This is a genomic window from Rhodopirellula sp. UH5, assembly GCF_056839225.1.
Window position 1 is genome coordinate 1,553,868 of sequence record NZ_CM166390.1, and the last position, 22,691, is coordinate 1,576,558.

Sequence of the window (22,691 nt, forward strand, 5' to 3'; positions counted from 1 at the left end):
AGCGAGACGGTTCCCTTTGTGGCCATTGAACTGGTTGCGGCAGTGAGGGGACGGATCCTGAGCTTGGGAAACTGCGTTTGTTGCAGCAGTCACTCGTTGACCAGCCGCACCCAGCGACCGTTCGATCATTCGGTTTCAGCGGGCATCTCACCTTGCCAGATCGAGACCTCGTCGATCCACCCGTCGAAGTTTCGACCGGCACCGACGCGATGCCCGCCAATGATCAGTCCTCCAATCTCGGAAGCCGGACCGGGAACTGGCAGCGGATGCTTGGCGATCTGTTTGTCGTTCAGAGTCAGCGTGAGCGATTTGGAATCGAAAACCATGACCACATGATTCCAACGGCCCAAGAGAGCTTCGCGATCAACCAAGGCGTCGAAACCGCCTTGCGCCTTGGCGGCCGGAGCCGCCCCGATTTCGGTAGCGGGCTGCAACGTGTGTGTGAACAATTGCAGGTTCACCTTGCTGGCGTCCTCCGAAGACCGCATTCCTAGCGAGAGATGCCAGGCTGATTTTGCGGACTCGGTTCCCTCCGCCGTGCTTTCCAACAAAAAGTGTCGTTCCGAGGTGCCGTGTGCCGGCAGGCTGGTCGGTTTGCACCACAGCGACACGGTGTGATGGTTCGAGTTGTCATCCAAGAAACTTCGTGGCACACGAGCAAACTGTTCACGAGAACGATCCAGCTTCAACGCACCACCGGAGACGCCTCCGTCGGAAACCACCTGAGCGTCGTTCACAGCAACCGCATCAATGCGGCTGCCGAGAACCGATTGATTCTTCAAGTCGCCATCGAATGACCAGTGGGCTCTCAACCCAGAATCCGGTTTGGATGAATCAACTGCAGTCAATGATGCAAGCGGGAGTTTGACTTGGCGGTTCACGACGCCATCCGGTTGGCGGAACTCAGCCGTCAACGTTGGTTCTGCTTGTGTCCCGTCCGCGGTCAAGGTGAGAAACTGCCAACCTTCGACCAGCGACCATTCCAACGACGGGTGAAAGACATCCAACTCGGTGATCGTGCGTTTGTGCCCCGGCGAGATGACAAAGTCATGCAGGTCATACCCCACTCGCTGTGGATGGATCAAATGCCGGGCCACGTGGATGTCGCCTCCTAGCAGCACGACACCGCCAATGTTTTCGTTCTTGACCACGTCCAGCAACGCATCCCGTTCGTACCAGTAGGTGAACATGTCATCGGTTTCGAAGTTCTTCTTGTCCTCCCAAATCGCACCGAAGGCCAGCACTTTGAAGGGAGCCTTGGACTCACGCAAACCTGTTAGCAACCATTCCCATTGCTCGGCACCGAAACACGTTGGCTGCGTTGGATCGACGGGAGAAGGCTCGGTTTGCGAGAAGTAGCGTGGATCGAGAAAGAACACCTCGATCATGCCCAGGTCGACACGATGGTAAACGCCTTCCTTGCCATTGCCGAACTGCGAATGAGCCCGATAGTTGACGAACCCCCGGCGTGTGTCGACTTTGCCCTCCATCAAATTGTGGCCATTGCCATTGTTGAGTCCAAAGTCGTGATCGTCCCAAGTGCCCACGACCGGTGTGTTGGCAGCCAACTCCGCCAGATCAGGCATCTGCAAAAATTCACGCTGCCTTGTTCGCACCTTTTTCAGATCAGTGCTGTCGATGTAGGGTGTGTCACCCATCAAGCACACGGTGTCGAGATCCAGCCCCTGCATTTCTTTCCAAATGCCATTGGGTTCAATGTCAACGCAGGAAACAAATCCGACGGAAACGCGATTCCCGTGGCGAGCCGGATTGGCAGTTCGAAAGGAGTGTTGATCGTCTGCCTCGACCAATGTCTCTCCCGTTTTCGTGTTCGTGATTTGGTAGTGGTACCGAGTGTCTTGTCTTAGGTTGGAGATTGAAAACTTGGCCACAAAGTCATCTTCCTGGCGACCGACCGAATTCACTGCTTGAACCACATCGCCATCCAACAAAACCGACAATCGCAACGGTTGCTCGGACTCACCCACGCGAAACAGAAAATTCGCAGAAGAGCTTTCGACAGCTCCGACGAGCGGCCCAACCACATCGTTGGCTTTCGCCGTGTCGCAAGTCGCGAGCGAAGCCAGGCAAAACGAACCGAGTAATAAGAATGGATGAAGTTTTGTGAGGTTCATGATGGTCAGAGGCGGGGAGCGTTTTTGGGAGGGGAACATGCCGAGGAGAGGCATTCGGTCGCACACGGATTGTATTCCAGACGATTGGCATCATTTCACTTGGAATTGACAAGGCAATTCATCGATCGAAGTGTTGGCTGCGAACGTTAGGAAGGTGCCGGTTCGACAAGAAATGTTGACACACACGACGACACGCGTCTATTGGTTGGAATCAACTCGTGCCGCAAGAAGGAATTGAGCCCTGCGTCTGAGCGGGGCCCCGATGACCATGACTCGCCCTTTGCTCACGCGTTCTGGAGGTGTGTTTGGGGTTGTCGGTCTGGTTGCCTGTCTGCTGAAAAACGCAACTTCAAATCGCAGGGATTGGGGGGATTTCGACGAGCTTGGAAGCCAATCGCACGGAGGCGTGAACCAGATGGCTGCAGACAACTGTCGTCGCTCCGCGACTTGGTGACACGTGTGTCATCGGCGTATGTCCTTGGGTTGAAAACCCAAGGCTATCGGCTTCCGTCGCTCCGCGACTGGTTATGCACATTGCAAATTGATTCTTGCTGATCTCACCTCCAACGCGAGGCCACAAAGCACTATGCGATTTGCATTGTACAATTTGCGCTTTGCAATCGTCTTTGGGCGGGTGCCTTCATGGAAACCCGACGCGTCACGGGCCTGTTGATTGAATCCTAACCCGAAGCGTGAGCGAGGGACTGCATGCCATTGCAACGCGCCGGTGGGTCCCTCGTTCACGCGTCGGGTTATGAAATCGAATCAACGATCCGGTGAGCGAGGAACCGATGCACTCCACCCCTGCCTCACCGACGCTTCATGTTTCAAACTCTTTCAAGCAACCCTGGTTGATTGATCGCGGGACTGACTTTCCTACTTCGCCCTTGCCTGGACTGATCCTCTTTTTATGTCGACGCATTCACTTCACATCGTCACGGGTGCGGCCGGCGTTGGCAAAAGCACGTTTGGAAAAGCGTTGGCAACTAAGTTGGCGGCCTGTTTGCTGGACAGCGACACGGTGACGGAGCCCGTTGTACGCGCGGGATTGAAAGCGGCGGGGATGGATCACACTGACCGGGACAGTCCTGAGTACAAGCGGTTGTTTCGTGACGCGGTGTACGAATGCCTGTTCGATACCGCAGCGGAAAACCTCTCGCACGTGAGCGTGGTGATTGTTGGTCCGTTCACGCGAGAGCTGAGGAATGTTGATTGGCCGGAACAGCTTCGCGATCGCTTGGATGTCGCGCCAACCATTTGGTACCTGACGTGTGATGATGAAGTGCGACGTCAAAGGATCCAGCTTCGAGGCAACCCGAGAGACCAAGCCAAATTGGTCGATTGGAATCAACACGTTCGCGATGCACCGCCCACCTTGCCCGCGTTTGACGTCAAGCACATTGATACGAGTCAATCAGGTGAAGAGATTTCCATTCCGCCAGATGGATCGTGATTTTGATGAGGGCGGAGATGGAAGCTGGGGGGCTGCGAAGAAGATTGCACTGTGGTTTCGGCTAAGCAGGTCGGCAGGAGTGATCAAGCACAACCATGTGAGCCGTTTGGGCGTTAGCCCCGGTTGTGCCTGAAAACCGTGGCTAACGCCAGCGGCTCACATACCCGATGACACCTGCGTACCTGCTTAGCAGTGGAATACCGACGCGTGAGCGAGGAAGCACCCCAATTGATTTGTGCCTCGCTGACGATTCAGTTTCTCGTGAGGCGGAGGACAGTCACTCCACAATCATTTCTCCGTTCATCACCATCCAGTGGCCTGGGAATGTGCAGAGGAAGGGATAGCGGCCCGGTTGCGAGGGGGCTCGGAAGTGGACAGTTTGGGACTCGTCTGGGCCAACCACGTCGGTGGCAACCAGAACGTCTTCCGTGTCGGGGATGTAGTGGCGAGCGAAGGCCTCGGGATCGGCGATCAATTGGTTGGCCAGCTCACCAACCTCTTGCAGCGCCCCTGGACGCACCAACGCCCAGTTGTGCGGCACGACATCTGGATTCACCAAGGTGAACGCCAACGGCTCGCCGGCTTTCACTCGAATGATTTTGGTTTGGTAGGTCAGGTTCGTTCCCGTCTTCAGTTCGATGGCTCTGGCATTCGGAATCGGTTTTCTCCACGGGTTGGGTACACGAATCGCATTCAACGCCAAATCGCTCAGGATAGGATGCGCGGCAATGGTCTTTTCCACCGATCGGTAGCCGGGGAAGTCTTGAAACGCAGCGTCCAGGGAATGAACGGTGACAAACAAGTCGTGGCCGGTTCCGGTCGGTCCGCCCGTCAAGTGCTGGTCATCCTCGTTGACGTGCAAACGCAGATGCAATTGATTGACGGGTTGCAGGTCGGGGATCTCCAAGAACACGGTCCGGGAATCGGACAAGACGTGCGCTGACGTGATCGCCACCGGATCATGCCCGGCAACGCCGGGGTGCATGGGAGAGTACTCCGGCGATCCATACGCTCCGCTGTAACGGTAGTTCCAACACTGTGCGAAATGGCTTTGCACGTTGGCGGCAATGCTTGGGTCAACCGGTTCCGCGAATGTGATTCGCACGCCATTTTCGTGAACGTGAAAACCGGTTGGAACTTGAAAAGTCTGCCCGGTCCAGCGGACTCGTTGAAAACTGCCCTCCTCCGGCACATAGGCTCCCCATCCTTGCGATCCGGACACATACAGTTGTTGGTCGGCGGGTGAGAACCGACCGCGGTGAGCTCCCGAGAGAAAATCACCGGCCATGGGAACCACGGCACCCTGCATTTGCCCGTCCACTTCGTCCTGCAACACGGTGAACCAGGTCCCCGTTCCAAACGAAAGGTGCAACAACTGTTCTTGCAAAGGCCCCCACACGCCCGGTGGCACGACAGCTTGGCCGCCACTGGAGTTGTCCAACCCGCGAGGCAAATACGCCAGCGGCAGCGACGGCGGCTGGTTGCCTTGCGGACCGCGGTAACCATAGTGCGGTGGAGGATTGCCTGCGGAGTCATCGTAGGAACTGGGCACGGCACAGATCATCGACGCGGGCGTCCAACCACCTTCACTGCAGGGGACCGTGACGGTTCCATCTGAAAAAATGCCCAGCCCATCGGGATTGCGAAAGCCAGTGGCAATGACATCTGCTTGGTCGCCATCCGGCGAAATCCGCAGCAGCCCTTGGTTGCCGGAGGCCGTGTAGAAATTCCCCTGGTCATCGCGTTGCAACCCACAAATGAAATCGTGCCCGGCGGGAGAGGTTTGAAAGGCGTTGCTAAAACACTCATAGAAATCCGCTTCGCCGTCCCCATTGAGGTCCGTCAAACGTGTCAACTGGTCGCGACACTGCACATAGATCCCATCGTTGGCAACCACCAGCCCCAACGGTTGATGCAATCCGGATGCAAAACGTCGCCAAGTTGCCACGGCCGGTTGATCCCCCGGGGCTTGCAGTCCGCTGACTTTCCACACGTCACCCTGCATCGTGCAAACCAGCGCACTGCCGTCGGGCAAAAAATCATGACCGCTACAAAACAGCAACGCCTTCCACGGGTTGTCATGAGGCAACTCAATCGTGTCGAGCGCAAAGGGCTGGCCCGAGCCCGGAACGATCTGCGTCCCGATTGTTTGTGGCCACTGTGCTGGGCCGCCTGCCAACGCGTCGCGCAACGGATGTTCGCTGGCGGGCATTCGGTCGATAACCAACTGCCCATTTTTCATCCGCGGTGAGTCCAGGTATTCGGTCTCGCCAATGCGGTACGAGAACACCACACGATTGCCATGTCGATAGAACCCGTGGTACTCAAAAGGCTCTTTCGGCGTCTCTGTCGATGGAACCGGAATCGGTTTGCCTTGCATCTTCAGTCCGCTGACAAATCCATGGCGGACGGACGAGGTTGTCACGAATTCGCCTTTCCAGGCCGCTGCATAACTCAACGTGTCAGGGTCGAAGCAAACCGAGTGTTCACCGGGGCCGTCCAACTGCACACAAACACCTCGCGGAACGGTCTTTCCATCGCCACGAAACACGCCCGCCAACACCGATCCTTGGACCGTCTGCTGCCACCCGTCGCTGGCCCAGGTTTCCTCCGTTTGGTTTCCCCAGTGACCGTGTTGCCCACCATCGAGCCCTGGATAAGGCGACAGCAACATCGGCAAGGAATCCTGTTTCCGAAAATGCTCCGCTTGCTTGGTGTAAAAGTCGTAGATGCGGTCACGGTTCACCTGGTGTTTTGCATGTTGCCAACGTTCTGGGCTGACTGGTTCGAGGGTATACGGGAATGACACCGGACCATGAGATTGCGATTGAGCCAAAACGTGCGTCAGTTCGCTGGGCAGTGGTCGCTTGTCGTTGGTGACTTCCGCCAAAAAGCGAATCAGATCCCGTTGTTGTTCACGCGTCATTGCCGCGGCCAAACCCGCGGGCATCGGTGTGCCGCTTGCGATCTCATCGACGATGTTATCTGCGTCGATCACCGTTTCCTTGCCCGAGGCTGGATCTCGTAGTGTCACGGACTCCTCGTCCGACTGCGCTCGGTACCCCGTGAGAACCTGACCTTCTTCTGTCAAAACCTTCCAGTTCACATACTCCGGAGCGATCTCGCGATCGGGCCACAACACGGATTCAACCAAGTGTGACAGTTCGCGTGGCTTCTCCATCGCGGACAGTCTGGGCCCGACCGTTCCGCCATGGGAACCGACCTCGTGACACGACAGACACGCGGTTTGCGCACTGGCAAACACACGTGCTCCCCGCACCGCATCGCCCTGCTGCATCGCTTCGCTGACCAATGCCTCCACAAGCCTGGGATCATAGGGAAGCACTGCCGTCGGAGGCGTGCTGGCCTCGGAATCCGCTTCGGCAGCAGGCTGGTCGGCTCGCGTTGATTTGCCAACAAAACGAATTTTGCCGCTCTCCCCTTCGACCTTCCACAATCCGAGCGTGTCATCCTCCACCGAAACCTTCTCAACGTCAGACGACGGGATCGGACGAACGCCGCGGGAGACACGTACCCAATCGATCACGCCGTTGAACTGGAAAGATCGCTGGACCAAACGACCAATCCCGAGCCCGCCATCGATGCCTCGGCCGCGCGGGGGGGAAATGCGTTGATCTGCCACCTGTTTGCCATCGACAAACAGACGCACCCGAGCAGGCTCATAGATCATCGAAAACGTGTGAGGTTTGCCATCGGTGACCACCGCTTCACTGCGAACATGGTCCGGTTGCCGGCCCGGCAGGTAAGCCGTCAGCGTGCCGCTGTTTGCCATGCTGAACAGTTCCCAGTGATTGGCCGACCGCTTGGCATCACTGCTGACCAGGATGTTGTAGCCATCCGCGGACTTCAATGTCGCCCGACATTCCACCGTGACTGGCGGTTGGCGATAGTTTGGCGAGCCCGGAAACAAACCGCTGGTGCCCGGCGTGATAGGTTGAGCCGACTCAGCACGGACGGACGCGGGCGGTACCGGTGTCTTCGGCTTTGCACCGCCGCTGCCCGGTTGCTTCATTTCATCACGAATCCATCGCAGCCCCTCAATGTTCTCCAGCAGAGATTCCTTGGCATCCAGTTCCGGGCGATGATCGAGGATGCCGATTGGTCCCTGGTATCCGCTCTCCGCCACGACGCGAATCATGTCCTGTTCATGCTTGCCTTTGCTGATGCCCAGAATCTTTGGATTCGCGCCGTCATTCATCCCGTTCAAATTCAAGCAATGCAGGTACGGCCGCATCAACGCAAATAATTTCGACCAATCATCAATGTGTTCGTGGCCGTGGTGCCAGTTGTACGTGATGCCGACGTGCTCAAATCCCCGATCCCGCAGTGCACGACAGATGCCGACCAGATTCTCAGGCTCGCCGGGCCAGCCGCCGTGATTGTAGAGCGACAACTTGCATCCCAGACGCTGGGTTTCCTGAGCCGCCGACACCATTTGCTCGGCAGCTTGTTGGATCTTTTCCTCCTGCGTGCCTTCGCGTGGATTGGGCGGCATCATCCAGATCTGCGGATGCAGATCGTGCTTCTCAAACAACCGATAGGCTTCGGGATGCCCGCCCCAAAAGGCAAAGAATTCGATGCCGTGTTTGCGGTACTCCAGAATCTCCTGCTCGAAGCTCGCCACATGTTCCGCTCGCCAATCGTAGGCGCAGCGACGGATGCCCAGATCGACCAGCATCTGAGCGCGTTCCGCGGGACTTCGCTTCGCCGCGTCGAAGGGGACGATGCACCACGCCACCAAGTTGTCCTGTTTTAGAACGCCGGGCGATGCGTTTTCAGACGATATCGCCTTAGGCGAGGTTGCATCAGGCGACTGGGCGAACAAGGGAACCGCTAGCGCAACGAACAACGCTAGCATCGAACGACAAATCAAGGCGGGCATGGAGAGTGCTTCAGGAGGGAGTGCGTTCAACACGATTCAAACCAGAACGTGGAACTATCGAGGCAGGAAGGGCCTAGTATATCAGCCGCTTCGCCGCATGCGTGGGCGGCCAATGGCTGTCTCCCACGCCACTTCGCGGCGGGACGAAGTCAGCAAAAATGGCAAGCACAAGAACGCAACAACCATCGCGTCGGATTCCACACCGCCCGCAAAGGTCGCCTGACAGCCCCCCGCAAAGACCAACCAAAAACACCTGTGTGCGATGAGCGAAGACATGTGATCCTCGAGAGCGTTGTTCAGGGAACACTGCTCATCGCACACGGACCGTGACTGCGTTCTCAGTTCGAAAGTCGGTCTTCCATTTCTGCGATTCTGACCGTCGTTTTCAACACGGCGTCGGGGTTCAGCGAGATGCTGTCGATGCCTTGCTCGACCAGGAACTCGGCAAACTCGGGGTAGTCACTGGGACCTTGCCCGCAAATGCCAATTTTGCGTCCCATTCGCTTCGCGGTTTCAATCGCCGATTGAATGGTCGCCATCACGGCAGGGTCGCGTTCATTGAAGATGTGAGCCACGATTTCGGAATCGCGATCGACCCCCAGTGTCAATTGAGTCAGGTCATTCGATCCGATGGAGAAGCCATCAAAGATTTCTGCGAAGGCCTCGGCCTGAATCACGTTGCTTGGAATTTCACACATCACGTAGATCTCCAACCCGTTTTTGCCACGTTCAAGTCCCTGCTCAGCCATCACTTCCTGAACGCGTTTGCCTTCCTCCACGGTGCGGCAAAACGGAATCATCAGTTTGACGTTCGTCAGCCCCATTTCATCGCGGACCTTTGTCATCGCTCGGCACTCCAGGGTGAATGCGTCACGGTACCGTTCGTTGTAGTAACGCGATGCACCACGGAAACCAAGCATCGGGTTTTCTTCGATCGGTTCAAACTGTCGCCCACCAACGAGATTGGCGTACTCGTTGGTTTTGAAATCGCTCATTCGAACGATCACGTCTTTGGGATAGAATGCCGCGGCGATCATCCCCACACCTTCGGCGAGCCGATCGACAAAGAATTGAGGTTTGTCGACATAGGCAGCTGTCAGGCGTTCGATTTCGGTGCGAGCCGCGGTGTCATCGAGTTGGTCAAATTTCAGCAGTGCCAGCGGGTGCACCTTGATGTGATTGTTGATGATGAATTCCATCCGTGCCAAGCCAACTCCATCGTTTGGAATGAAGGAGAGAGAGAACGCCTCGTCGGGATTTGCCAAGATCATCATGACCTTGGTTTGGGGGCGTTTGCGTTGATCCAGCTGAGTCTCTTCCAAATCGAACGGAACCAAGCCGTCGTAAACAACGCCTGTGTCTCCTTCCGCACACGACACCGTGACCTCCTGCCCATCGTGCAGCAATTCGGTGCCGCGAAGGGTCCCAACAATGGCGGGCAAGCCAAGTTCCCGACTGACGATCGCAGCATGGCAGGTCCGGCCACCACGATTGGTCACGATCCCCGCCGCCTTCTTCATGATCGGCTCCCAATCGGGGTCCGTCTTTTCGGTCACCAGCACCTCGCCGTCTTGAAACTCAGCCAGGCCGCTGGCATCCGCAATCACTCGAACCTTGCCCTGGCCGATGCGTGATCCCACCGCACCGCCGCTGACGATCGCAGTTCCCATGCCACGCAACCGGTAGGTTTCCAACGTCAACTTCGACCGTTGCGACTGGACGGTTTCAGGTCTCGCCTGGACGATGAACAATTGGCCTGTGTTTCCGTCCTTGGCCCATTCCATGTCCATTGGACACGGCTGTCCCTTCTTCTCGCTGTAGTGGTCTTCGATTTGGCAGGCCCAGCGTGCCAACGTCAGGATATCGTCGTCGCTGACGGCGAATCGCGTGCGATCTTCGAGGGAAACCGGGACGTTCTTGGTGAGCTTGCTGCCGCCGATGTCATAGACCATCTTGATTTCTTTGGAGCCAACCGCCTTCTTCAAAATGGGCCGACTTCCCGTTCGCAGCGTCGGTTTGAAAACGTAATATTCGTCTGGGTTGACAGCGCCCTGCACCACGTTTTCCCCCAGCCCGTAGGCGGCATTGATCAGCACTGCGTCGCGAAAACCGCTCTCGGTATCAAGCGAAAACATCACGCCGGACGTTCCAATGTCAGAGCGAACCATGACCTGCACACCCACCGACAAAGCGATTTGGTGATGGTCGAAACCTTTGTCGACTCGATAAGAGATCGCACGATCAGTGAACAGCGACGCAAAGCATCGCCGACAAGCGTCCAGGAGCGCCGTTTCACCTCGGACATTCAAGTAGGTTTCTTGCTGTCCGGCGAAACTGGCGTCTGGCAAGTCTTCCGCCGTGGCACTGCTTCGAACCGCAACATCCAGCGGTACGCCCCGTTCAGCGCTGAGCTGACGATAGGCTTCGCAAATCGCAGTCTTGAAGTCGTTGGGGAACTCGGTGCTCAAGATCAGCTCGCGGACTTGATGCCCACGTTGCCGAAGGTTTCCAATGTCACCGGAATCCAAATCCGCCAGAACCTGGGAGATTTTCTCGTCCAAACCGGACACATGCAGAAAATTTCGATAAGCCGCCGCCGTGGTTGCAAACCCATTCGGAATCTGAACACCATGCGGCGTCAGTTCTCGAAACATCTCTCCCAGCGAAGCGTTCTTGCCACCCACGCTCGGAACATCCTCGATCCCGATTTGGTCAAACCAACGGACAAGATCAACGGCAGATGCGATAGCGGACATCGAAGTCTCCTGGTGACAGATTGATTCAAGCGTTGATCCATCCCTAGGCAAAGGATGTACCAACGCTGGAATCTGCACCAAGCGAGCGAAAACTGAGCGAAGTCGCACAGCATCCGAGTTTTGTCACGGTCATTGTGACCACTTCTGCGATCCGACGTTGACCTCACTCCTCGATCGGTTCCAGCAGATCCAGTCCAAATCGTTTGCCCTTGTCGACGGCGGGCACACCGACCGCCATCCATTCAGGTTCGGGGGCATCTTTGAGATAGTGGTCAAAGAACTGCTGCATCCGAATCGCGAAGTCACGACGGTTGTGTTCGCCCATCACCCAGTGTGGGTCGCCGTTGTAATTCAGCATCCAGGCTGGTTTTTCCAAACGTCGCAGTGCAACAAACAGTTCGATTCCCTGGTACCAAGGGACCGCACCGTCCTCGTCGTTGTGCAGAATCAACAACGGGGTGTTGATTTTGTCGGCAAAGAAGATCGGCGAGTTCGCGATGTACTTCTCACGTGCTGACCACAGGTCTTCGCCGATCCGGCTTTGAGTCCGCTCGTACTGGAACATCCGACTCATGCCGCTGCTCCAGCGAATTCCGCCGTAGGCACTGGTCATGTTGCTGACCGGAGCCCCCGACTCGGCACAGGCAAAACGATCGGTTTGGGTGACCAAGTACGCTGTTTGGTAGCCTCCCCAACTGTGTCCCTGCATTCCGATTCGGTCTTCGTCCACGAAGCCTTTCGCGACCACGTGATCGACACCCGGAAGAATCGAATTGACAGCACTCTGCCCGGGCTCGCCTGTCTTGTAGGGAATGTCCGGAATGAAGACGAGGTAGCCGCGACTGACATAGAAGCTGAAACAGATGATCGAGCGACTCGGTGCCGGTTGGGAATAGCTGTGCAGACTGTCTGATTTGCGTTCATAAAAGTAGACCAGCATCGGGTACTTCTTGGACGGATCGAAATCGTCGGGCTTCATCAGAATCCCGTCGAGCTGTTGACCATCCTGGGCTTTCCAGTGCGTCAGTTCAGCGGTGCCCCAGGAGTACTCGTCTTGCTGTGGGTTGGCGTCGCTGACTCGCTCGATCTTTTCAAATCTGAGCGTGCTGGTCCAAAGATCGGGGAATTGGCGAAACGTGCTGCGGGTGAATACAACCTGATCACTGTCCTTGGCCTTCCTCAGCCCCGACAAATTCTCGTCCAACATGATCAATGGACGCAGAGCGTCTTCCTTCGCATCTTGATTCTTGCCAGGCAGATCCAGCCTGTAGAAGCCGCTTGCTTTGGTATCGAGACGAAAGGCACTGAGTAGCATCGTTTGGGAAGGATCGATCGCACGTTGCTTGGGATCGAGTCGGAGATAACGCAGCCGAAGATCGCTTTTCCGACCCTCGCCCGACGTGATGCAGACAGGTTTTGTTTTGCCGGTTGGATCCAGTTGCCAAATGTCGTGCGAGTCATAAATCAGGAACGCTTGATCGTTGTCCAACCACCCAGCGGTTCCGTACGACGACGGCAACGTGGGCCGATCGTCCAGTTCGTTGTAAAGAGGGTGTTTGATCCCCTTGCTGATTTCAATCGGTTTGGCGTCCTTCCCCTTGGTCGCTTTCGCGAACCACTTGCCATTTTCGGCGTCGAACCAAACGATGAATTTTCCTTGAGGTGAGATTGCGGCATCCCATCGGACCTTTTCCAAAATCCGATCACGACGTCCCGAGTTCAGATGGACCAGGTAGACGTCCTGAAAACCGGGGACCTCCCATGAAAGAGTCTTCTGATAGCGAACGTTGGTGTTTGCCACCGCGATGTTGGAAGGCGATCGCAGGTCAACTCGAACGGACGGGAGTTCACTGTCCTCCAGTTGAACGACACGGTCTGTCTTCAGCACGTACGCCGCGCGGTAGCGACGATTGCGTTCCCGCTCTGCCTCAAGCAGTTGTTGCGGTTGCAGCTTTGGGTCCTGCCAGTGCCAGACATCCAGTTTGGCTTTCTCGTCGGAGTCTTCCTCGACGTCTCTTCCTTCTGCTTCTGCGATGCGTTGCTTCTCAACCGCTTCGGGAACCGGAGTGGTCGAGAAATACAATCGTCGGTCGTCCTCCGAAAAACTCAGACTGGACTGCGACGCCACCCACCATCCAACAGGAAGCCCGGCGTCGCCTTCGGCAACCAAACGCTTTGCCTTCTTGGAATCCGCCGTCCATTGGTAAACAGCCCAAGACGGCGACTTGGCGTCATAGTCTTCTTGATTGCTCAGGAATGCCAGTCGTGAACCGTCTTCATTGAATGCCAGATTCTTGTATTCGCCGACACCGCTGGCGATCGTCCGCTGTTTCAACGATTCCAACTCGATCACATGCACACCATCGATGGGGCGGCCGTCGCTCTTGTGGCCCTTTGCCTTGTGTTCTTTCTCTTGGGTGTCATCTTCCTTTTTCGAATCAGGCGACTTGCCCGACTCCGGCGTGTCGACCGATGTCACGAATGCCAAACGCTTGCCGTCTTTCGAGAACCGAAACGAACGCACCAACGGAAACGTCCGCAGGACTTCCGAGTCGAGGTGGATCAACTTCAAGTCCGTTCCGAGCGGTTTGTCCTTTTTGTCGTTGGTGTCTTTTTCCTCGTCCGGTTCTTCTTTGGATTGGGAGCTCTTTTCGTCCGGTTTCGATTCACTCGCTTTGATCACGGACTCAATGCGTCCTCGTTGGCGAGCCACCTCTTCCCGGCTCTTCAGTTTCAACTTCTTTGCTGGACGCTGCAGACCTTCCGGTGTGACTTCGTAGACTTCGCGTTCACCGCTCTTCTTCTTGAGCTCATCGGGTGTGGATGCCTTTTCCATCAAGCAAGCCAGCCAGTCGCTGTTCTCTTCCGGCAATCCAAACGAGCGGACGCCTGTGAGTGTTCTCAGTTCACCGGAGTTCAGTTCGAGGATTTGCAGGACCGCCTGCGGCATCTCTTCAGGTGGCTTCTTTTGCTTCCGCAGTTCCTTCACCTTCTTATTCGGTGGCGTGATGCGGTAAATCACGAAGCGGTCGTCTCGAGTGAAGCGTGCTCCCGTGCCTCGCTCGACGACATACTCTTGGCCCGTCTTGGCATGTTGAATGTGCAACGTGCCTTCGCCGTCGATTTCACCGCTTTGCACGGTGTACACGATCCACTCTCCATCGTTGGAAATGCTCGTCCCTGAGAGGGTGTTCCAGACGTCGTAGTCACTGTGTTCGAGCCCCCGCCGCGTGATGTCTTGCGAATGGAGGCTGTCACCGCCAACGAGAACGGCGACAGTCAGCGCCAGCGTTTGAATGCCAACACGGCGTCCAAAATCAAAAACAGAAATCATGAAAGGGGTCCCAGGAAGCAAAGTGAACCGAGAGCCCAAGGATAGTCGCGTTCTGAAAAGATGGAAACTTCCGCCCGCCGCGAGGGGGTGCCTGTGGGAAAACACATTCGGCAGCACACTTTCGCGTAGAATGCGAGGCGACAAGTGCCCCCGCGATGGCTCGGTGCAACGGCCGCTCGGTTCCGGTGCTCCTCTGGCGGGCTGGACTGAGCGACGAACATCCCCAATCTGAATCTCTTTCGTCTCGTCGCCCAAAAGGACACCCCATGCAAAATCGTCGCTCAATCATCGGTCTGGTGCTGACTCTCGCGTTCGTCGCATTGTCTTCCACCGCCCAAGCTCAAGGTCGCCGGCAAGCCAAACCAGGAAAAGAGCCACCTCACCCACCCAAGGTTGGTGAAGTCGCCCCTGACTTTGAGTTGATGAACCAGGATGGCGAGGCCATTTCGCTGAAGTCGCTGACAGCCAAGTCACCCGTTGTGATGCTGGTTTTGCGTGGTTGGACCGGCAAGCAATGCCCGTTGTGCAATCGCCAAGTGGGTGAGTTCTTGAGCAAGCAGTCCGCTCTGTCGGGTGCTCAAGTGGTGCTGATCTATCCTGGACCTGCTGAGATGCTCGGTGAGCACGCGAAAGAATTCCAAGGCAACAAGTCGTTCCCGTCGAACTATCACTTTGTGCTGGACCCTGACTTCAAGTTCACCAACGCTTGGGGACTTCGCTGGGACGCTCCACGCGAAACCGCCTACCCATCGACGTTCGTGGTGGGCCAAGACCAAAAGATTGTCTTTGGAAAGACGGTTGTCTCGCACGGTGACCGGGCGGATGTCGCCACGGTTGTCGCGAATCTCCCCTGAGTTCGATATCAGACAACGTTGGCCAATTCAACGCTAGCGAAGCCGAAGGAGCCTTCCGGTGACCCACCGAAAGGCTCCGCTCGTTTCGCTCCATCAATTTCGGTTCGAACAGTTGTTTCGCGGTGCACGATCGATCAGAGTGGTCCACACAACCTCCAAAATCTTTTTGGCGATGATGGAACGCAATGGACCACATGAATGACGCCGGACGACGTGCAGGCTGGATGTTTGGCTTCGCGTGCATGCTGTTCCCCGCCCACTCGGCCCTGGCTCAGCAACGCGAGTTTGTGACCAGCGACCGGCTGACGCTGGGAACGGAGCGTCTTCGATCGGCTTCCGTTCGCGTCGGTGACATCGATCGCGATGGCGACCTGGACATCGTCGTCGCCAACGGGCGTCATTGGCCTCAACAGAACCAATTGCTCGTCAATCAAGGGCGAGCCAAGTTCTCGATCCTTCGTCCACTCGGCGCGGATCAACGTACCACGTACGCATGCGAGTTCGCTGACTTCGACGGCGACGGTGACTTGGACATCGCGACCGGCAATGACATGGCCCCTGGCGAAATCTATCTGAACGACGGCGATGGCCGCTTCACCTTTCACTGTGAATATGGCGACGTCAGCAGCCTCCGCAGTCTGCTGGCGGTCGACTTGGATCTTGACGGTGACATCGACCTGATCGCAACCTGCCGCGGACGTCCCAATCGAATCTATCTCAATGACGGCCAGGCCAACTTTGCTTCTGGGCCCACGTTTGGGAAAAAGACCGACTCGACGATTGACGTCGCCGCGGGAGATGTCAACGACGATGGGCATCTCGACTTGGTCCTGGCCAACCGCGATCAGCAACCGAACGAAGTGCTGCTGGGCAACGCTGAGCTGCAATTCACCCGGAGCGTGCCGTTTGGATCCGGCGACGATCACTCACGGTCCGTTGCGGTCGCGGATCTGAACGCGGACGGCAATTTGGACTGGGTGGTCGCCAACATTGGGCGAAAGAATCAAATCTTCTTGGGTGACGGTTCCGGTGGCATCCTCAGCACCATGGATTTCGGATCTCATGACAGCCAATCTTATGCGTTGGCAATCTCCGACATGAACCAAGACGATATCCTGGACATCGTCGTCGGCAATTTGAATCAACCCAACGCTGTGTTTCTTCGCAGCGACAAAGATTTGCACTTCCACGAAGTCCCATTCGGCGATGCGTCCGCAACGTATGGCCTGGATGTCGGTGACCTGGACGGCGACGGCGACGCAGACATTGTCGTTGCAAACTCAGATGACCTGAACCGCATTTTTCTCAACCGCGTGAACAGACCATGATTCCAGCCATGCCAAAACCATTGACGAGTCTGTTGACCTTGCTGCTCATCGCAATGGCTCCCGCGGAGAAGTTGCGATCCGAAACCACGACCGATTGGCCGTCCTTCCGAGGACCGGGGGCTCGCGGGGTTGCTGAAGGATCAACGATTCCAACCACCTGGAACGCGGATCCGGAAAGCGAAACCAATGACGGGATGCTCTGGGAAACCAAGGTTCCCGGGTTGGGACACTCCAGCCCTGTGGTTGTAGGTGATCGAATCTTCTTGCTCACCGCGGTTCCCGATGAAGGGGAAACGGAACTGAACATCGCGGCAGGAGGAAACATCGACGCGGCAAAAGACAGCGGCGCCTACAAGTGGATGGTGCTTTGCTACGACGCTGATACGGGCAAGGAACTTTGGCGGCAGACAGCTCATCATGGCGAGCCCAAAGCGACTCGGCACAGCAAGGCGACTCATGCAAACACCAGCGTTTGTGTCGATGGCGATCGAGTGGTGGCCTGCTTCGGTTCGGAAGGCCTGTACTGCTACGACCTGGACGGAAAGCTGATTTGGGAGCGTGACCTCGGCGTGATCGATGTCAGCAAGTACGACATCGGTTGGGGCTACGCGAGTTCACCTGCGATTCACGATGGCAAGGTCGCCGTGATTGGTGACGATCCCGACCATCCCTTCGTGACAGTGTTGCAGTTGACCGACGGCGAAGAAGTTTGGAGGTCGGATCGGTCAGAAGTTTGCGAACGCAGTTGGGGATCCCCATTGATCCACGAAGTCGACGGCGTCACTCAAATGATTGTCAACGGTTTTCCCTGGATCGTGTCCTATGACTTCGCGACCGGAGAAGAACTGTGGCGACTCGAAGGTGGAGGTGACAACCCGATTCCGACTCCGTTTGTGTCCAATGGTTGGATCTACATCACGAACGCACACGGTGGAAAGGCACCGATCTATGTGGTCCGTCCCGACGCACGCGGAACCATCAAGCTCGATTCAGAGGAGGATTCCGATTCGCTCGTGTGGAGTGTTGAACGGGGTGGGTCTTACATGTCGACCCCGGTCGTCTCGGGCGACTACTTGTACCTGGGTAACTCCAACGGTGTGGTGAGATGCTTTCACGCCAAGACCGGTGAAAAGGTTTTCCAGAAAAGACTGGGCAAAGACGCCGGAGTGATCGCATCCTTGTTGGCGGTGAACGGCAACGTGATTTGCGCTTCGGAAAATGGCACGGTCTACGTTTTGAAGACAGGACCGGAGTTCGAAGTGTTGGCAGAAAACCCAATGGGTGAACCCTGCTTCGCAACACCGGCCGTCGCGGATGGAGTGTTGTTCATTCGCACCACGAAACGTTTGGTTGCGATCAGCGAACCAGAATGAACAGCATCCGAGCCGGTTTCACTGGATGGTGGTCTGTCGCGACTTATTCTCAGGGTAGTGGACGAGGCGACGAATCCTGAACTGGCGACAAATCCAAGGACTCGTCGCCTCGTCCACTACGATCAACCTGAACTTTTAGCTGTGACAGACCGCTAAGCAGGTCGGCAGGAGTCTTTCGGCATTTGAAATATCGTGGCAAGCGTGGTTGTTTCTACATACAACCGGGGCGAACGCCCAAACGGCTCACATGGTTATGCCCGATCATTCCTGTCGACTTGCTTAGCGTCTCGTTGGATGACGACTGTTTCGGTTGGCTTTGACAGCGACTGAATCTTTTGAATTGTCCCGTCGTGGCTCTCCAAGACATAGACCGAACCGATCCGTGCGTTGAGCGTGATCTTCCCGCCAGGTTGGATGCGTTTGGCTTTGCCACGTCGTCCGGCGGGCAGGATGGGATGCACCCGGACCAGCGTGTCGGTTGCGTTCTCAAAAGTGAGCTTGCCTTTCGAATCGTCTGACGCCCACTGAGCATGAATCGCTGGTGTCATCACCAATCCCTTGCGAGGGTGAGTTTCCAGCAACAACGCGGTTAACTCGTCGACGAGAGCTGGATCGGCGGAATCGATGATGCTTTCCGTTTCAGAATCATCCGTGCGGTGATCGTAGAGTTCTTGGGCGGTGACTTCTCCGGTGCTGAAATCTCGCCATTCGACCAACCGATAATCACGTGTCCGAACCGAATACCCCATGTACTGTTTGCCTTCATGTCGGCGGTAGTATTGGTTCACGGCACCTTGGTGAACCGTTGCCTCGACATCTTTCAGGATCGGAACCAAACTCGAGCCATCCACGAACTCAGGCACCTCAATCCCTGCCATCTCGCACAGCGTCGGGAACACATCGAGCAACTCAGCCAATTGGTCGGTTTGTTGACCGGCACATTCCACGCCTGGACCAGCGATCAACAAGGGCACGCGAGCGTCGATTTCATAGTTGGTCATTTTGCCCCAACCTCGGTGTTCGCCGAGTTTCCAACCATGGTCGCTCCATAGCACCACGATCGTGTTGTCGGCCAAGCCTTCTTCTTCGAGCGTGGACAACAAGCGTCCGATCTGCGCGTCGATGTAGCTGACACAGGCGTAGTAAGCGTGCATCAGATGCCGAGCGTTTTCTGGTTCAACGACGCGGTCATCCCAGGGCTTCGGCAGTTGCATCAAATCGACATAGTGCGTCAGTTCGCTGTTGTTGTGTATCGCATAAGCGGGCGAGTTCTTCGGCAATTCTTGGTCCGTGAGCACCGGCAACTTCGCCGGGTCGTGCATGTCCCAGTACTTTTTGGGGGCGATCCAAGCAAGGTGCGGACGGATGTAGCCCATCGCTAAAAAGAACGGCTCATCAGACTTGCCAAGTCGGCGTAGATCTTCGATTGCCAGGTTCGTTCGAGCCCCATCCAAAACTTGGTCGTCCGGCAAATCGGGAGACGCCGTGCTGGGGCCACGCAGATTGTTCTTCCGCCAATCGCGATCTGGCAACGCTTCCTGAGCCTTCTGAATCTTCGCTTGGGTGCCTTCGGGGTAGAAAGCCGGCAGCCGAGGAAGATCCCGAATCGGTTCGCTCCACGATTGTGGATCCGGAGTCGGGTTGTGGTAGATCTTTCCGTGACTGACCGCGGTGTATCCGAATTTCCGAAACCACTGCGGCAGTGTCACCGCGTCCGGCATGGATTCTCGAAAGTGAATCGGCAGCGTCCACACGCCCAGGTTGTCCGGACGCAAACCCGTCATCAAACTGGCCCGAGATGGATTGCAGACCGCGACTTGGCAGTACGCTCGGTTGAACTGCACTCCCTGCGCTGCCAAGCGATCCATGTGTGGAGTGATCGCGTGAGGATCTCCATAGCATCCCATCGAAGGTCGCAAGTCATCGACGGCGATGAACAGCACGTTCGGCCGCTGTTCTGCGAAACTCTGAACGGGAAAGAACGCCGGCGCGGCAATCGCGAAGATTGCCGAAATCAAATGTCGTTGCATAACCAAGCGTGCAAAACGTGGATGAAAAGGAGAATGTGGCAGTTCCGTTGCAAGTCCGCCGCTGCTGCCAATCAGTCCGCTTGTTTCAGGCCACCTTCCAACGTCTGGCAACAGCACTCGACGCGTCACACAATACCAGCTTCGCATGGCCAATCGACTGTTTGTCCTGTCTGTGGTCGTTGGATTGCCTTCATCTCGACTTAACGGATGAGAACGAAGCAGGTCGGCAGGTGTCTTTCGGCATTGGACTGTTTTGGTAGCCGTTGTTGCCCCCACGTACCACCGGGGCCAACGCGGGATGCGGAGTGTTTGGGGGTGTGCTCATTTTCCGGTGGTGCGCTGCGTTGGGGCGACCACTGGCTACCGTCTGACATCCCACCGGGACGTCGACTTCATTACTGACGTTCTTCGAGGCGTCCATCGCCCAGGACCTGAACCGTAGTGGACGAGGCGACGAGTCCTTCCCCACGCAAGGGACTCGTGGCCTCGTCCACTACCAAATGCTGCCCTTCAACAATCGACATCCCACCGGGACGTCGATTCTATTACTGACGTTCTTCGAGGCGTCCTTCGCCCAGGACCTGAACCGTAGTGGATGAGGCGACGAGTCCTTCCCCACGCAAGGGACTCGTGGCCTCGTCCACTACCAAATGCTACCCTTCAACAATCGACATCCCACCGGGATGAAGAAAGATCGAGGCGGGAAGAATCATTGCATCCGCTATCGATGCGTCAACACGAACCATTTCGCCGTCCAGGCCAACTCCCAGATGGCTCCCATGGTTGTGCCCGGTCATTCCAGTCGACCTGCTTGGCGTTGCCTCAATAGAAGGTGGGATAGGCGTCCAACCTGTCTGGATTGCAATGACAACCTGCACACCAATCCGCTGCTACTCGGGGCGTCTCTGCAGTTTCAACAGGATCACGTCCCCCGCGAAACAGCCGCCTTCGTAGCAAAGTTCCTTGCCGCCTCCGCCGCCCCCGAAACGGGGCTGAGCAGCTTGCCGAAGCGGCCAGCCTGGACCGTTCGTTGAGCCTGTGAGATAGAGATTGCCGTGTTGATCGAGGTAACACGCACGTCCGTAGTCGTAGCTTGGGCCGCCAAAATAGCTGCTGAACTTCAGACGAGAGAAATCTGCTGACAACACGGTGAGGGTCGCATCGTGCTGACCGGATCGTTCGGATTGGATGGCCGTCTCGGTGAGTGGGTAATCATCGGAAGAAGTCTTTCCTGCAAACAAGACATCCCCGTTGGAATGAACTTCGATGCCATCGGGTTCCTCGTCCCCGCTGCCACCCACCAACGTGCAGGCCATGAGAGCTCCCGTTTCAGTGGAGAACTTTGCGATCGCGACGTCGTTGGCTCCGCCCGCCAATTCGGTTTGAAACGCTCCTTGGGTGACAGGCAGATCATCGCTGGTCGTCCAAGTCGCCAGGTACGCGTTGCCCTTTGAATCCAAAGTCATGTTGTGGGTGCTGTTGCCCTCTTCGATTCCGCTCCCGCCAAAGTATGTTCCAAACAACAGTTGAGAACCGTCGGGACTGAGCTTGGCGATGAACGCGTCGCCTTGCCCGCTGTAGGTCCGGTCGTGGGCTTGGTCCGTCGTTGGAACATCGTCAGAACGTGTGGTGAAGTTCAAGTACACGTTCTTTTCCGAATCGGTGCGAATCCCACAGTTCGGTACCTCGGCGCCGGAACCGCCCAACCACGTTGCCCAGTGAACTCGACTCCCGTCGCTGGCGATCTTCACGGCGCCGATTTCAACGTCACCCGCCGGGCTCGGTTGGTACGCGTTGGCAAACCAAGACTCGGGTGGCAAGGGCCCCTGCGCGGTGTAGTGCAACGCGAGGTAAACATTGCTCTCGTCATCCAAAGAAAGATCACGGCACAATTGGCCGACACCCACATAGGCGGCCCAGTCGATCTCCGAGCAATCTGGTTTGAGTTTCGCGACGAAGCCGTTTTGCATCCCATAGATGCCGTTGTCAGTTCCTTGGAACTCAGCTTGAAAGGCATCTTCCGTCACTGGGAAACCGGGCCCCGCGCGTCCGCTGACATAGACGCAGCCTTTCGAGTCGACTTCCACCGCGTAGGCGCGGTCGTAGTTGGGTCCACCGAGCAACGTGGACCAAACGAGCCGTCCTTGTGGATCAAACTTGCTGACGAACGCGTCGCAATGACCACCGCTGCCGACTTGTTCCCCCGAACGATCGTGCTGACGTTGGAAGGCAAGTTTGGTTGTTGGGAAATCGGTGGACTGGGTCCCACCAACAACGAAAACGTTGCCAGATTCATCGACACAAACATCCCGAGCGTGTTCCCAATCGCCACCTCCGAGAAACGTCGAAAAGCCGATTTCATATTCGTCTGCGTTGGCAACCAAAACGCCCAGCGCAACCTGGCACCACACCGCGATCAAAAAGGTGCCACGCCACCGAGGAAATCGATACATATTCGCCTTTTCGCTGCTTGCAGGAGCCGAAAACTCGCATTGGATGTCAATGGGCGTGATCGCATGTCCCTC

At 56.6% G+C, this 22,691-nt stretch carries 11 protein-coding genes; 4 read left to right on the top strand and 7 right to left on the bottom strand.

What is annotated here, in order from left to right:
* Positions 1 to 125: 125 nt before the first annotated feature.
* A complete protein-coding gene (locus tag UH5x_RS05745; protein WP_482635050.1) occupies positions 126 to 2,135 on the bottom strand; it encodes an alkaline phosphatase D family protein in 2,010 nt (669 codons plus the stop codon).
* Between the two features lie 910 nt (positions 2,136 to 3,045).
* Between UH5x_RS05745 and UH5x_RS05750 the strand changes: the two genes are divergently transcribed.
* Positions 3,046 to 3,588 (top strand): P-loop nucleotide/nucleoside kinase family protein, encoded by a 543-nt coding sequence (locus UH5x_RS05750; RefSeq protein WP_482635051.1) that lies wholly within the window; start codon positions 3,046 to 3,048, stop codon positions 3,586 to 3,588.
* Between the two features lie 277 nt (positions 3,589 to 3,865).
* Here the strand turns inward: UH5x_RS05750 and UH5x_RS05755 are convergent, their stop codons facing one another.
* The 4 genes from UH5x_RS05755 to UH5x_RS05770 form a co-directional block, all read right to left on the bottom strand.
* Positions 3,866 to 8,491: a DUF6797 domain-containing protein gene (locus tag UH5x_RS05755; RefSeq protein ID WP_482635052.1), complete on the bottom strand. Its 4,626-nt coding sequence runs from the start codon at positions 8,489 to 8,491 to the stop codon at positions 3,866 to 3,868.
* Positions 8,492 to 8,572: 81 nt separating this feature from the next.
* Positions 8,573 to 8,767 (bottom strand): hypothetical protein, encoded by a 195-nt coding sequence (locus UH5x_RS05760; protein WP_047813956.1) that lies wholly within the window; start codon positions 8,765 to 8,767, stop codon positions 8,573 to 8,575.
* Positions 8,768 to 8,829: 62 nt separating this feature from the next.
* Positions 8,830 to 11,247 (bottom strand): phosphoenolpyruvate synthase, encoded by a 2,418-nt coding sequence (ppsA, locus tag UH5x_RS05765; RefSeq protein ID WP_482635053.1) that lies wholly within the window; start codon positions 11,245 to 11,247, stop codon positions 8,830 to 8,832.
* Positions 11,248 to 11,410: 163 nt separating this feature from the next.
* A complete protein-coding gene (locus UH5x_RS05770) occupies positions 11,411 to 14,581 on the bottom strand; it encodes a S9 family peptidase (RefSeq protein WP_482635054.1) in 3,171 nt (1,056 codons plus the stop codon).
* A gap of 266 nt (positions 14,582 to 14,847) precedes the next feature.
* On the opposite strand from UH5x_RS05770, the gene UH5x_RS05775 reads away from it, so the two are divergent.
* The 3 genes from UH5x_RS05775 (at position 14,848) to UH5x_RS05785 (ending at position 18,136) form a co-directional block, all read left to right on the top strand.
* Complete coding sequence (locus UH5x_RS05775; RefSeq protein ID WP_047813953.1) at positions 14,848 to 15,435, top strand: peroxiredoxin-like family protein; 588 nt, start codon at positions 14,848 to 14,850, stop codon at positions 15,433 to 15,435.
* Positions 15,436 to 15,620: 185 nt separating this feature from the next.
* Positions 15,621 to 16,763 carry an FG-GAP repeat domain-containing protein gene (locus UH5x_RS05780; RefSeq protein WP_482635055.1) on the top strand — a complete coding sequence of 381 codons (1,143 nt, stop codon included), beginning with the start codon at positions 15,621 to 15,623 and terminating at the stop codon, positions 16,761 to 16,763.
* A gap of 8 nt (positions 16,764 to 16,771) precedes the next feature.
* Positions 16,772 to 18,136 carry an outer membrane protein assembly factor BamB family protein gene (locus UH5x_RS05785; RefSeq protein WP_482635056.1) on the top strand — a complete coding sequence of 455 codons (1,365 nt, stop codon included), beginning with the start codon at positions 16,772 to 16,774 and terminating at the stop codon, positions 18,134 to 18,136.
* A 251-nt stretch (positions 18,137 to 18,387) separates the two neighbouring features.
* Here the strand turns inward: UH5x_RS05785 and UH5x_RS05790 are convergent, their stop codons facing one another.
* Positions 18,388 to 20,166, bottom strand: a complete 1,779-nt coding sequence (locus tag UH5x_RS05790) for a sulfatase (RefSeq protein ID WP_482635057.1) — start codon at positions 20,164 to 20,166, stop codon at positions 18,388 to 18,390.
* A gap of 890 nt (positions 20,167 to 21,056) precedes the next feature.
* A complete protein-coding gene (locus UH5x_RS05795) occupies positions 21,057 to 22,619 on the bottom strand; it encodes an SBBP repeat-containing protein (protein ID WP_482635058.1) in 1,563 nt (520 codons plus the stop codon).
* Positions 22,620 to 22,691 lie beyond the last annotated feature (72 nt).